This window comes from Pseudoxanthomonas sp. GM95 (genome assembly GCF_900109775.1).
Lineage (GTDB): Bacteria > Pseudomonadota > Gammaproteobacteria > Xanthomonadales > Xanthomonadaceae > Pseudoxanthomonas_A.
This window is the reverse complement of record NZ_FOAX01000002.1, coordinates 41884-54544: the sequence shown is the minus strand read 5'-3', so window position 1 is coordinate 54544 and position 12661 is coordinate 41884. Positions and strand designations below refer to the sequence as shown.

Below are 12661 nucleotides of genomic sequence, written 5' to 3'. Positions count from 1 at the left end.
GCACATGTTCGCCTACTACCTCAACCTGGCCCTGCGCAGCTTCGGCCGCAACAAGGCGTTGACCGCGCTGATGGTGCTGACCATCGCGCTGGGCATCGGCGCGTCGATGACCACGCTGACGGTGTTCCATGTCATCTCCGGCGATCCGATCCCGGGCAAGAGCGCCCGTCTGTTCACAGTGCAGATGAACGTGCTGCCCGACAGCCAGTACGAACCCGACGAGTCAGGCGAATCGCTGCAGATGACCCGCATCGACGCCGAGACACTGCTCAAGGAAGCGCACGGCAAGCGCCAGGCGATGATGTCCGCCGGGCGCGCGGTGATCACGCCGACCACGGCCGGGCAATCGGCGTTCCGGGTCGAATCTCGCTACACCACAGCCGACTTCTTCCCGATGTTCGACGTGCCGCTGCGCTATGGGCGGCCATGGTCGACGCGCGACGATGGTGACCACGCGAGGGTGGCGGTGATTTCTTCCAAGCTCAACCAGACCCTGTTCGGCGGTGCCGACAGCACCGGCCGCATGATCCAGCTCGATGGCCAAGGGCTGCGCGTGATCGGCGTACTCGATACCTGGGCGGTCAATCCGCGCTTCTACGACCTGACCAACAACGAGTTCGGCGACAGCGAGAACATCTTCATCCCCTTTTCCACCGCGGTGGACCTGAAGCTGGCGCTGAGTGGTTCGATGTGGTGCTGGGGCGACGCGCCGGAGGGCCGCACCGCGCTTTCGGCCCCCTGTGCTTTCCTGCAGTACTGGACCGAGCTGGGCAGTGCCTCGGATGCCGCCGGCTATCGCCGCTACCTGGACAACTACATCGCCCGCCAGCACGACCTGGGCCGCTTCCGTCATGCGGGTGAGGTGCAGCTGCGCGACGTGATGCAGTGGCTGGACCACAACCGCGTCGTGCCATCGGACGTGCGCCTGCAACTGTGGCTGGCACTGGGCTTTCTGCTGATCTGCCTGCTCAACACCATCGGACTGCTGCTGGCCAAGTTCCTGCGCCGCAGTAGCGAGATCGGCGTGCGCCGCGCACTTGGCGCCAGCCGGCTCACGGTGTTCGCGCAATACCTGGTCGAGTCCGGCATCGTCGGCCTGAGCGGCGGCGCGCTGGGCCTACTCCTGGCGCTGCTGGGACTGGCCGTGGTGCGCCGGCAGCCGGCCGATTACGCGTCGCTGGCACACATGGACACGACCATGCTGCTGACGACGTTCGTCCTGGCGCTGCTGAGCAGCCTGGTAGCCGGGGCGCTGCCCGCGTGGCGCGCCATGCAGGTCACGCCCGCCATCCAGCTCAAGTCGCAGTAAGGAGATCCCATGGAACTGCGCCCCATCCTGTCCACGTTGCGCCGGCACAAGATCGCCACCGCGTTGATCGTGCTGGAGATCGCCTTCAGCTGCGCGGTGGTGTGCAACGCGCTGTTCCTTATCGGCCAGCGACTGGAACGCATGCAGCGACCCACCGGCCTGGACGAAACGCATCTGGTCGAGGTCAGCGTCAGCGGTATCGCCCAGGACAGCGATCCATTGGCGGTCACTCGCGACGATCTAGCCGGCTTGCGCGCGATCCCCGGCGTCACTTCGGCCTCGATCATCAACCAGACCGTGTTCGGTTCGTCGTTTGGCGTCACCAGCATCAACCTGCAGCCCGACCAGGCCAAACCGACGGCGACCGAGACGGTCTACCTGGGCGGCGGCCAGATCCTGCAGACGCTTGGGTTGAAGGTGGTGTCGGGACGCGACTTCAATGGCGACGAGTACCGCGACTACCGCTCCAACCCCGCGTCAGAAGCCGGTAGCAACACGCCGGTGATCCTGAGTCAGGCACTGGCCCAGCAGCTGTTCCCCGGGCAGAACGCCGTGGGCAAGACGCTCTACATCGATGGCACTAATCCGGTGGTGGGCGTGGTCGACCGGTTGGTGCAGCCACGCGACAACGGGCGTTCGGCCCAGTACGTATACGCCGTGCTGCTTCCGACCAACGTGCCCTACACGCGCGGCACTTACCTGCTGCGCGTGGCCGACCCAGGCCAGCGCGCCGCGGTGCTTACTGCCGCGCTGGATACACTGTCCAAACGCGGCCCGACGCGACTGGTGTCGCGCGAGGAAGCACGCACCGCCGAGCAGGCGCGCCAGACCTATTACAACAACGACCGCACGATGGCCTGGCTGCTGGTGAGCGTGTGCCTGGTGCTGCTGCTGGTCACCGCAGGCGGCATCGTCGGGCTGACCAGCTTCTGGGTGCAGCAACGCACGCGCCAGATCGGCGTGCGGCGCGCCCTGGGCGCCACGCGCGGACAGATCCTGCGCTACTTCCAGGCCGAGAACCTGCTGCTGGTCAGCGCCGGCATCGTCCTGGGCATGCTGCTGGCCTTCGGCATCAACCAGCTGCTCATGAGCAAGTACGAACTGCCACGCTTGCCGCTGATGTACCTGCCCGTCGGCGCGGTGCTGCTGTGGCTACTGGGGCAGATCGCCGTGTTCTGGCCTGCCCGCAAGGCCGCCGCCGTACCGCCGGCGATTGCGACGCGCGCGGCGTAAGCACTTCATGGAAGCACCACGCGAAGGATCGCCCACACGATGAACTACGCCATCGAAACCGGACTGCGCGGCCTGCGCCGCCACCCGCGCACGATGCTGCTGGCCATCCTCACCCTCGGGCTGGGGCTGGCCTCGGTGATGACGATGCTGAGTTTGCTGGCAATGTTGTCGGTCGATCCGCTGCCAGGGCTGAGCCAGCAGCTATACCTGGGGTGGGTGGATTCGCGCAGCCGGGACAGCACCGGCGACGGTCGCAGCGACGACATCAGCAATCCGCCGCGCCTGTGGAAGCTGGAAGACGCCGACGCCATCGCCGCCGCGCAACCGCAGGTCCGGCAGACCGCGCTGGTCCCCACCGAGCTGGAGATTCACACCCCCGCCGGCAAGCGCACCAACCCGCGCGCGGTGCTGGCCAGCGGACCAATGCTGTCGATGTTTGGCGTGCCGCTGCTGCACGGTCGCCAATGGACCCCGCAGGAAGAACGCGAACGCGCGCCCGTGGTGATCCTCGCAAGCTCGGTCAGCCAGCAGTTGCTGGGCACACCCGATGGCACCGGGCAGAGCGTCCGCATCGGCAAGGCGATGTTTCGCGTCATCGGGATCAGCCGGGAGTGGGATCCGCAGCCGCACGTCTACGCCCTGCAGGACGGTGAACCCGCATGGGGGGATCGCTTCGCGGTGAAGGCCTTTCTCCCATTGCATGCCGCCATCGACGCCGGCGTGCCTCCGATGAGCAGCCAGGATTGCGATCACGGCGGGGGCGGCTACCGCTTTGATGCGCTCGACGAAAAGAACTGCCGCTTCCTTCAGGTCTGGGCCGAGTTGACGACGCCATCGGCCATCGCAGCCTTTGGTGATGCTTTGCAGACCTACGCGCAGGATCGCCATGCCGCAGGTGCGTTCCCGCGCGCAGCTTCTTCCCGTCTCTACAGCGTGCCGCAATGGCTGACCGCCAACCGCGTGGTGCCGGACAACGTGCGCCTCCACCTGTGGCTGGCCGCGGGCCTGCTGGCGCTGTGCATGGTCAACGTCGCCGGCTTGCTGGCCGCGCGCTTCCTGCGCCGCTCGGGCGAACTGGGCGTGCGCCGCGTGCTGGGCGCGACGCGCCGGGCCATCGTCATTCCCTGCCTGGTGGAGGCCGGCGCGGCGGGCGTGATCGGCGGCGTGCTGGCCCTGCCGCTGACCCTGCTGGGCCTGTGGCTCATCCGCCAGCAGGACCAGGGCTACACCGAACAGGCACACCTGAATCCTGCGCTGTTCCTGGCGCTGTTGCTGCTCGCCGCATTGACCGGCCTGCTGGTCGGGGTGATCCCCTCCTGGCGCGCAGCACGGCTTGAGCCCGCGCTACAGGTGAAAAGCCAATGAGCGCCATCCTGTCCCTGCCCGCGCTGCGGCCGATGGTTTCCAGCCTGCTGCGCCATCGCCTGATGCCGCTATTGGTGCTGGGCCAGATCGTGCTGGCCTGCGCCATCCTGACCAATGTCGCTTTCCTGCTACAGCGGCAGCTGGGGCCGATGCTGGTTGACGATGGCATCGTCAGAAACGAGATCCTGTTGGTCGACCAGCTGATGCTGCAGAACGCGCGCTGGACCACGGCCCAGAGCCAGGCCCTGCAGCGTGCATTGCAGGCCATCCCCGGCGTCCGCGCTGTCGCCCCCACCATGGGCCTGCCGATGCGGCAGACCATGTCGTTCTCCATGACGCTCAGGAGTCCGGCGGGCGTGGAGATCACGCCGACCGGCTTTGCCGGCGACGGGCTGGTCCAGGCGCTGGGCCTGGAACTGGCCCAGGGCCGCGACTTCAATGCGGACGATTACGTCACTGGCGGCGGGATGTTCAACCGGGGCGCGCAGGGCATCGTCCCGGTGATCGTCACCCAGGCGCTGGCCGACAAATTCTTCCCGGATGGACACGCGCTTGGCGGGCGCCTGGATGGCGGCGACGAGAAGAGCCAGTACGTGGTTGTGGGGATCGTCCGCCACTTGCTGCGCTACGAATTGGCGGAGCTCGACGACGGACACGCCGAGGAGTCACTGGTCTATCCCATGCGCGACATGACCCGCATGCCGCGCATGGCTTACTCGGTACGCACCGAACCGGCGCAGCGCGAAGCCGTCAAGGCCGCGATCCCCGGCGTCATCCAGCGCGAATTCGGCCCGCAGCTGATGCGTGACATTCCCGTGGTGGTTGAAACCTACGAGAAGGTACGGAATTTCAGCTTCAAGCAGCGTCGAGCCGCCGCCTGGCTGCTCGGCTCGGTTTGCGCCGTCGTAACTCTCATCACCCTGATTGGCATCGCCAGCCTGACCGGCTACTGGATTGAACAGCGCACCCGCCAGATCGGCATCCGCCGTGCGTTGGGCGCTTCGCGTGCGCAGGTGCTGCGCCATTTTCAGATCGAGAACTTGCTGCTCACCACGCTGGGCCTGGTCCTCGGCCTGCCACTGGCCTACGCGGTCAACCAGTGCTTGATGCAGTACTACGAACTCCCTCGCCTGCCGCTGATGTATCTGCCTGTTGGCGCGACGCTGCTATGGGCGCTCGGCCAATGCGCCGTGCTAGGGCCAGCCCGCCGCGCGGCCGCCATCGCACCTGCCATCGCCACGCGGTCCGCGTGATGGCTTCCAACCAACCTTCGCCAAAGGATTGCATCTTGATCGGCTACTACGTCCGCCTGGCCCTGCGCAGCTTGCGCCGCACGCCGGTGATGACCGCCTTGATGGTCTGCGCCATCGGCTTAGGGATCGGCGCGAGCATGACGATGCTCACCGTGCTGCATGTCATGACTCAGGATCCGATTCCGGAGAAGAGCGGCGTGCTGTTCTATCCGCGTATCGATCCGCTGCCGTTGAAGTATCCGGTCGACAACCGCTGGGGCAATCCCGCAGATAACCTGACTTGGCCTGATGCAATGGCGCTCATGGCTCATGGAAAAGCTGTGCATCAGGCAGCAATGGCCGGCGGTTACCTCCTGGTTTGGCCGTTGGAGAACACGGGGCGTCCCGCATTTCATTCGGGGCGTTTTACGACCTCTGATTTTTTCGCGATGTTCAACGTCCCCTTCGAACACGGGCAGGGCTGGACACCGCGCGATGACGCGGATCATGCCCGTGTGGTGGTATTGCGACGCGACCTCGCCATGAAGATCTTCGGGACGACCGATGTCGTTGGCAGAAGCGTGCGCCTGAAGGACACCATATTCCGTGTCATCGGCGTCATTTCGCCGTGGGCGCCACAGCCGCGCTTCTATGCCGACCTCAGCTCACAGTCTTTCGGAGATACCGACGAGTTCTTCTTTCCGCTATCACTTGCCATTGAACTTCACCTTGGCATTTCCGGAAGCCAGTCGAGCTGGGCTGACTCGGATGAAAAAGATCTAATGAAGTCTCCAGTATCAAGTTGGCTGCAGTTCTGGGTGCAGCTGGATACGCCGCAGCAGCTCTCAGACTATCGTCGATTCCTGCACGATTACGCAGCCCAGCAGCACGACATTGGACGCTTCGAGCGAGCCCCGGACGCCACCCGTCTCTATTCCCTAATGGACTGGCTGGCATATCGCAAACTAGTGCCCTCCGAAATACAACTGCAGCTGTGGCTCGCAATGGGCTTTCTCGTAGTCTGTCTGGTCAATATCGTGGCGCTGCTGCTCGCAAAGTTCCTACGCCGTGGTGGGGAGATTGGAGTACGTCGTGCGCTGGGGGCACGTAGTCAGGACATCCTGTTGCAGCTTGGCTGCGAGGCAGCGTTGATCGGTCTGAGCGGCGGCCTGCTCGGCATTGGACTTGCTCAACTTGGTCTGTGGAGCATTCGCCAGCGGCCGGATGACTATGCGCGTATCGCGCAGATGGACGCGACGATGCTGCTGTCTACCGTCGCGCTCGCCATGCTGGCCACTCTGCTGGCCGGACTGGTCCCCGCGTGGCGTGCCAGTCGCATCTCGCCTGCCATTCAGATCAAAGGAGTCTGATCATGGCGACGCCTATCAAGCCCATCCTTTCAGCACTGCGCCATCATCGGCTGACCGCATTCCTGCTGACGCTCCAAGTGGCACTGACCTGCGCCATCGTGATCAATGCGGGCTTCATGCTGGTCGGCCGTATCGAACGCATCACGATACCTTCCGGCCTTCCGGAGGATCAGCTGTCGTTGATCTCGGCCAGCGGATTGGATGAAAGAGCCAACGCGGAGGCGCAACGAAAGACGGATCTGACGCTATTGGCTGCGATCCAGGGTGTTCAAGCAGTCACGGCCTTGGACAACGGAAGCCTCCCGCTATCCCGGAATTCCTCAAGCACGGGCGCGTGCACAACGCAGGCTGACTTTGACCGCGCGAAGGCTGCGCATGGTATCAAAGGCATTAATTCCTGCGTTTCGATGCCCCAATATTCCGGCTCCGCAGATCTCATCGCCGCTATGGGTTTGCATCTGCTCTCCGGACGGGACTTTACTGCAGCAGAGCGCGGCACGGATAAGGCAGGTGAGGCGGTCATCGTGACGCGTCGCATGGCGCAGCGCCTCTGGCCGGGACAGAATCCCGTCGGCAAGTTGCTCTACGGATTCAACGGACCGCAGCCCGTTGTAGGCATGATTGATGACATCCTTGCACCGATGCTCTCGGGTGGACCTGACGACACCCTGGTAATGCTGACGTCCAAGAGCTCGCCCAGGATCTCTGCTACCTACCTCCTGCGTACCCTCCCGCATGATAGACAGCGCATCTTGCATAAGGCTGCACAAGTGCTGGATAAAGCCGGGCCTGTGCGCTTAATCGCCGAGGAGCAACAGCTCACCTACACGCAGGTTCGACGCAACTACTTTCAGAGCGATGTCACGATGCTTGGCCTGCTCATCGCCTCCTCCCTGGCCCTGCTCTTCGTCACCGCGCTGGGGATCGCCGGGCTGGCGAACTTCTGGGTGGGGCAGCGCACGCGGCAGATCGGGATTCGGCGGGCGATCGGGGCCACGCGCGGGGACATCCTGCGGCATTTCCAGGCTGAGAACTTCATGATCGTCGGCGCGGGTGTGGTACTGGGCATGGTCCTGGCGTATGCGCTGAACCTGCTGCTGATGCGCCAGTACGAGCTGGATCGGCTGCCGCTGTTCTACCTGCCGTTGGGCGCAGGGCTGCTGTGGCTGCTCGGACAGATTGCCGTGCTTGGCCCTGCCCTGCGCGCCACGCGCGTGCCGCCGGCCATTGCGACACGGGCCGGTTGAGCATGGCGCACGAAGGCTATCCTGTGCACCGTTTCCCGCAAGCGAGAGGCTGCCTGCCATGCCACGACACCTGAGTTTCTTCTGCGCGGCGTTACTGTTGACCGCCAGCTGCAGTCTGCCCGCCTTCGCACCGCAGGCCGCGCCGGCGCCCGACGGCGTGCTGGTCTCCGAAGGCACGCTGGATGGCTACAGCGGCCGCTACGTCACCGCCACCGGTATCGCGCTGAAGGTCTGGCGCGAAGGCCCCACCTTGAAGCTGCAGCCCGAAGGCGGCACGGCGTCCGCACTGATCCCGGATTCGGAAACCACCTTCCGCGTCAGCGGCATGGACGCGCGCGTGGAATTCGTCTTCGACGCGTCCGATCGCATCAGCCACCTGCTGCTCACCCAAGGCGGCGCGACCGTCAAGGCGCTCCACCAGTAACCGCACGATCGACCCCATGCCCACCCTGCTGATCATCGACGACAACCCCGCGGTCGCCACCGCGTTGAACGTGCTGTTCTCGCTGCACGACATCGAGACCGTGCACGCCGCCGATCCCGACACCGGCCTGGCGATGCTGGACCGCGGCGGCATCGACCTGGTGATCCAGGACATGAACTTCTCCGCCGATACCACCAGCGGCGAGGAAGGCCAGGCGTTGTTCGCGCAGATTCGCGCGCGCCATCCGGACCTGCCGGTGGTGCTGCTGACCGCGTGGACGCACCTGGAAGTGGCCGTGGAACTGGTCAAGGCCGGCGCTGCCGATTACATGGGCAAGCCGTGGGACGACCGCCGCCTGCTGGCCACGGTCAACACGCTGCTGGAACTGTCCGAGGCGCGCGCCGAACTCGACCGCCGCCGCGCCCGCGATCGCCTGCAGCGCGTGCAGCTGGAAGCCAAGTACGACCTGCGCGGCGTGGTGTTTGCCGATACCGCCAGCGAGCGCGTGCTGGCGCTGGCCTGCCAGGTCGCGCGCAGCGATCTGCCGGTGCTGATCACCGGGCCCAACGGCAGCGGGAAGGAAAAGATCGCCGAGATCGTGCAGGCCAATTCGTCCGTGCGCCACGGCGCGTTCGTCACGCTCAACTGCGGCGCGCTGCCGAGCGAGCTGATTGAAGCCGAGCTGTTCGGTGCCGATGCCGGCGCCTACACCGGCGCCAACAAGGCGCGCGAGGGCAAGTTCGAGGCGGCCGATGGCGGCACGCTGTTCCTGGACGAAGTCGGCAACCTGCCCCTGGCCGGGCAGATGAAGCTGCTGCGCGTGCTGGAGACCGGCAAGTTCGAACGCCTGGGTTCCAACCGTGAGCGCAGCGTACGCGTGCGCGTGATCAGCGCGACCAATGCCGACCTGCCGGCGATGATCCGCGAAGGCACCTTCCGCGAAGATCTCTATTACCGGCTCAACGCGATCGAACTCAACCTGCCGCCGCTGGCCGAGCGCCCCGGCGACATCCTGCCGCTGGCCGCGCACTTCGCCGACAAGCCCATTGGCGAATCCGCACGCACCGCGTTGCTGCGCCACGCATGGCCGGGCAACGTGCGCGAGCTGCGCAACGTGATCCAGCGCGCCAGCCTGCTCAGTCCCGGTGCCTTGATCGAAGCGCCGGACCTGCAGCTGCCCGCGCACGCACCGGCGCTGCGCACGCAGGCACCGGTGCACGAGCCGGACAAAGCGCAGATCGAAGTGGCCCTGTCGCGTGCCGGCGGCGTGATCGCGCAAGCCGCGGCCGACCTGGGCCTGAGCCGCCAGGCGCTGTATCGGCGCATGGAGCGCCACGGCATCAAGTCGCCGCAATGAAGCGCTCGCTCGCCGGCCGCCTGCTGTTGTGGCTGATGCCGCTGGGCGTGGCGGCCATTGCGCTGCCGCTGGCGCTGCAGCAGTGGCTGGACGACGACTGGCTGGTCGGCGTGATCAGCGCGGCGATCCTGCTGCCGCTGGCGGCGTGGGTGATCCGCCAGGCGCTGGCGCCAGTGAACTCGCTGTTCCGTGCGCTGTCCGGCTCGGTCAACAGCTATCGCGACGGCGAGTTCAACTTCGGCATCCACTGGCAGGGCCATGACGAGCTGGCGGGCCTGGTCGCGTCGCACGAGGAACTCGGCCAGGTGCTGCGCGACCAGCGCCAGGGCCTGGCCCAGCGCGAGCTGCTGCTGGACAGCATGGTCCAGCATTCGCCGGTGGCGATGCTGCTGCTTGCGCCCGGCGGCGATGGCGGGATGCGCGTGGTGTTCGCCAACCTCGCCGCGCGCACGCTGCTCTACGGCGGCCGGCGCATGGAGGGCCAGCCGTTCGATCCGCTGTTGCAACAGGCGCAGCCGGAACTGGTCGAAGCGCTGGGGCGCGGCGGCGACAGCCTGTTCGCCGTGCCGTCCACCGAAGAAGGCGGCGAGGAACAGATCTACCACCTGGCGCGGCGGCGCTTCCAGCTCAACGGTCGCCAGCAGGAATTGCTGCAGCTGTGGCGCTTGACCACCGAGCTGCGCCGGCAGGAAGTGCAGACCTGGAAGAAGGTCATCCGCGTGATCAGCCACGAGCTCAACAACTCGCTGGCGCCGGTGGCCTCGCTGGCGCACTCCGGCGGCGAGCTGGTGCGGCGCGGCCGCTACGACCAGCTGGAGCATGTGTTTGCCACCATCGAGGAACGCGCGCGCCACCTGGAGGAATTCATCCGCGGCTATGCGCGCTTCGCCAAATTGCCGCAGCCCAACAAGCAGGCGATCGAATGGGCGGCGTTCCTGCGCGGGCTGCAGCAGCAGATCGGCTTCACGATTGAAGGCCATGCGCAGGACACGCACAGCCGCATCGATCCGGCGCAATTCGGCCAGGCGCTATTGAACCTGGTCAAGAACGCGCACGAATCCGGCGGCGATCCAACACAGGTCACGGTGCGCGTGCTGCCGCTACACGGACAGGTGCGCATCGAAGTGCTGGATCGCGGCGGCGGCATGAACGAGGCGGTGCTGCAGAACGCGCTGGTGCCGTTTTATTCGACCAAGCGCAACGGCACCGGTCTTGGGCTGGCATTGACCCGCGAGATCATCGAGGCCCACGACGGCCGCATCGCCTTGCACAACCGCGAGGGCGGCGGGCTGTGCGTCACCCTGCACCTGCCTTCGGCCTGAGGCCGCAATGCTCAGGCGCGACGGCGTTGCCGCGCAGGCGTGATCTCAACCGCCTGATCCGCATCCGATAGCCGGCGCTCCAACTGCTGCAGCTCCTGCCGCAGATCGGCATTGATCCGCTGTAGCTGGCGCACCTCGCGTTCGAGTCGTTGCAGGCGCGCGTCATGCACCGCCGGATGCGGGTTGCGCTGCTGGCTGGCATCGCGCCGCAACCACGCGTTGAGCGTCTCGCAGCGACACCCCACCTGCGCCGACACCAGCTGCGCGGCGTTGCGCCGCGAATAGCCCTGTGCCTGCAGGAGATGGACACGCTGCAAGGCATCGGCCTTGGCTTCGGCCGAATAGCGGATGACGGACATCAGCGATGCGCCCCACGGGCGCGGCAACACGGAGATTCAACGAACTTGGGCACGGCACACTCACACATCGGGGGAAGCACGCCATGTAGCGAGCACACGGCGTGCCAGCGCTCCGACCGCGCGTTTCTCCGTTAGTTCAACGACTTGCGCAGGCGCGGTTCATGCGGCATCTGTCCGCGGACGTGCGTCGTGCGGACACGGACAGCGCCGCGCCTTGGCCCGCATCGCGCTACTGCATGATCGTCCCGCTTTCGGTGATGCGTGGCGCGGTCAAGGTACCGCAGCGATCATCCGGTCCATAGCTATGGGTAACGTAGCCATCATCGAAGGGGCCGAAGTACCCGTCGCCCACGGTGTTGTCCTTGAACTGGTTGCCTTGCGAGGCGCATTCATCACCCGTCTCGGCGATCCAGTCCGAGTACGCCGAATACTTGCCCGCGGCGATGAAGCGATTGCCTTCGATCAGGTTGTCGTCCGAGCCATTGCGGGTGCGGATCGCATCGCCGCTGACCTGGCTGAAGTCGTTGTCGGCAATGACGTTGTCGTGCGCGTTATGCGCGGCATAGATGGCGTGGATGTAGCCGGTGAGGTCTTCGTTGACGCCGTCGCCGTCGCTATCGGCGCTGGCCGAGTTCTTGACGCCGTGGAAGCGGTTGCCCGTGATCGAGTTGCCGCTGGAATTGCGCAGCCGCAGCGCGGCATAGCCCATCGGCGGGCCGCTGCTGTAAGCGCCTCCAATGCGTTCGAACAGCATGTCGCGCACCTCGTTGCCGCGATTTCCTGCGGCCTTTTCCCGCCCTAGATCCAGCCCCAGCCAGTAATTGGTAACGGTCAATCCGATGAAATGCAGGTTGGTCGCGATGGCCGCATCGGCGCTGTCTTCCATGACGAACCAGCTCAGGTCCGCTCCACCGCCATCGAACACCGGCTTGGTAGTCGCGCCCGCCGGCGGCGCGAAGGTGATGGGCTGGCCGTTGAAGTACGTCCACAGGACCGACTGGCCCACGTACGTGCCTTCGGCCACCACGATGTCGATGGCATCGGTGGGCGCTGCTGCCTTCACCCGGGTCAACACGCCCTTGAGCGTCTTCAACGCAGTGGCGGCAGTGGCGCCGGTATTGCTGTCGCTGCCGCTGGGCGAGAGATACAGCGTCGTCGCCTGCGCCAGCATTGGCACCAACAGCAATCCACCGCACAACACCCTCAACCTCCATCGTCCCTGCATGCCGCCCTCCCCATGCAGGGAAGAGCTCCCTGCTTCGATGGCAGCGACGCTAGGCGAACAAGGAGCGCACGCGATGCATCGGACAAGGCAATCACCGGTTATGAAACCGCGCGCACTGGTCGACCAGCGCGCAACATCACACGCGCACGCGCGTCCGGCGAAGAGAGACGATATAAGCATTGCGCTGCAGCAGCGCTGCGCGCGTTCGGCGCAACGCA

At 65.7% G+C, this 12661-nt stretch carries 11 protein-coding genes; 9 read left to right on the top strand and 2 right to left on the bottom strand.

What is annotated here, in order from left to right; genetic code table 11:
- Positions 1-4 precede the first annotated feature (4 nt).
- From BMZ17_RS08395 to BMZ17_RS08355, 9 genes are read left to right on the top strand one after another with little or no spacing between them, the layout of a single operon-like run.
- Complete coding sequence (locus BMZ17_RS08395) at positions 5-1309, top strand: ABC transporter permease (protein ID WP_093138164.1); 1305 nt, start codon at positions 5-7, stop codon at positions 1307-1309.
- A gap of 9 nt (positions 1310-1318) precedes the next feature.
- Entirely contained in the window at positions 1319-2542 is a 1224-nt protein-coding gene (locus BMZ17_RS08390) for an ABC transporter permease (protein ID WP_093138163.1), read from the top strand.
- Positions 2543-2581: 39 nt separating this feature from the next.
- The gene (locus tag BMZ17_RS08385; protein ID WP_093138162.1) at positions 2582-3907 is read left to right on the top strand and encodes an ABC transporter permease; all 1326 of its coding nucleotides are present in this window, start codon (positions 2582-2584) and stop codon (positions 3905-3907) included.
- Positions 3904-5160 carry an FtsX-like permease family protein gene (locus BMZ17_RS08380; protein ID WP_093138161.1) on the top strand — a complete coding sequence of 419 codons (1257 nt, stop codon included), beginning with the start codon at positions 3904-3906 and terminating at the stop codon, positions 5158-5160. Before BMZ17_RS08385 ends, BMZ17_RS08380 begins: the two co-directional genes overlap by 4 nt.
- Positions 5161-5195: 35 nt before the next feature.
- Entirely contained in the window at positions 5196-6509 is a 1314-nt protein-coding gene (locus tag BMZ17_RS08375) for an ABC transporter permease (protein ID WP_093139485.1), read from the top strand.
- A 2-nt stretch (positions 6510-6511) separates the two neighbouring features.
- Positions 6512-7756 (top strand): ABC transporter permease, encoded by a 1245-nt coding sequence (locus tag BMZ17_RS08370; protein WP_093138160.1) that lies wholly within the window; start codon positions 6512-6514, stop codon positions 7754-7756.
- A gap of 58 nt (positions 7757-7814) precedes the next feature.
- The gene (locus BMZ17_RS08365; RefSeq protein WP_139202851.1) at positions 7815-8180 is read left to right on the top strand and encodes a hypothetical protein; all 366 of its coding nucleotides are present in this window, start codon (positions 7815-7817) and stop codon (positions 8178-8180) included.
- A 16-nt stretch (positions 8181-8196) separates the two neighbouring features.
- Positions 8197-9537 carry a sigma-54-dependent transcriptional regulator gene (locus BMZ17_RS08360; protein ID WP_093138158.1) on the top strand — a complete coding sequence of 447 codons (1341 nt, stop codon included), beginning with the start codon at positions 8197-8199 and terminating at the stop codon, positions 9535-9537.
- On the top strand, positions 9534-10859 hold the full coding sequence (locus tag BMZ17_RS08355; protein ID WP_093138157.1) for a sensor histidine kinase: 1326 nt from the start codon (positions 9534-9536) through the stop codon (positions 10857-10859). Before BMZ17_RS08360 ends, BMZ17_RS08355 begins: the two co-directional genes overlap by 4 nt.
- An 11-nt stretch (positions 10860-10870) precedes the next feature.
- Here BMZ17_RS08355 and BMZ17_RS08350 read toward each other — a convergent pair whose 3' ends face one another.
- Together BMZ17_RS08350 and BMZ17_RS08345 are read right to left on the bottom strand one after the other, a co-directional pair.
- Complete coding sequence (locus tag BMZ17_RS08350) at positions 10871-11218, bottom strand: hypothetical protein (protein WP_093138156.1); 348 nt, start codon at positions 11216-11218, stop codon at positions 10871-10873.
- Between the two features lie 229 nt (positions 11219-11447).
- A complete protein-coding gene (locus tag BMZ17_RS08345; protein ID WP_254775313.1) occupies positions 11448-12389 on the bottom strand; it encodes a right-handed parallel beta-helix repeat-containing protein in 942 nt (313 codons plus the stop codon).
- Positions 12390-12661 lie beyond the last annotated feature (272 nt).

What these genes read in the sequence shown, in the direction of transcription:
- BMZ17_RS08395 (WP_093138164.1), top strand. Translation starts at nt 5, where the DNA reads ATGTTCGCCTACTACCTCAACCTGGCCCTGCGCAGCTTCGGCCGCAAC.
- BMZ17_RS08390 (WP_093138163.1), top strand. Translation starts at nt 1,319, where the DNA reads ATGGAACTGCGCCCCATCCTGTCCACGTTGCGCCGGCACAAGATCGCC.
- BMZ17_RS08385 (WP_093138162.1), top strand. Translation starts at nt 2,582, where the DNA reads ATGAACTACGCCATCGAAACCGGACTGCGCGGCCTGCGCCGCCACCCG.
- BMZ17_RS08380 (WP_093138161.1), top strand. Translation starts at nt 3,904, where the DNA reads ATGAGCGCCATCCTGTCCCTGCCCGCGCTGCGGCCGATGGTTTCCAGC.
- BMZ17_RS08370 (WP_093138160.1), top strand. Translation starts at nt 6,512, where the DNA reads ATGGCGACGCCTATCAAGCCCATCCTTTCAGCACTGCGCCATCATCGG.
- BMZ17_RS08365 (WP_139202851.1), top strand. Translation starts at nt 7,815, where the DNA reads ATGCCACGACACCTGAGTTTCTTCTGCGCGGCGTTACTGTTGACCGCC.
- BMZ17_RS08360 (WP_093138158.1), top strand. Translation starts at nt 8,197, where the DNA reads ATGCCCACCCTGCTGATCATCGACGACAACCCCGCGGTCGCCACCGCG.
- BMZ17_RS08355 (WP_093138157.1), top strand. Translation starts at nt 9,534, where the DNA reads ATGAAGCGCTCGCTCGCCGGCCGCCTGCTGTTGTGGCTGATGCCGCTG.
- BMZ17_RS08350 (WP_093138156.1), bottom strand. Translation starts at nt 11,218, where the DNA reads ATGTCCGTCATCCGCTATTCGGCCGAAGCCAAGGCCGATGCCTTGCAG.
- BMZ17_RS08345 (WP_254775313.1), bottom strand. Translation starts at nt 12,389, where the DNA reads ATGCTGGCGCAGGCGACGACGCTGTATCTCTCGCCCAGCGGCAGCGAC.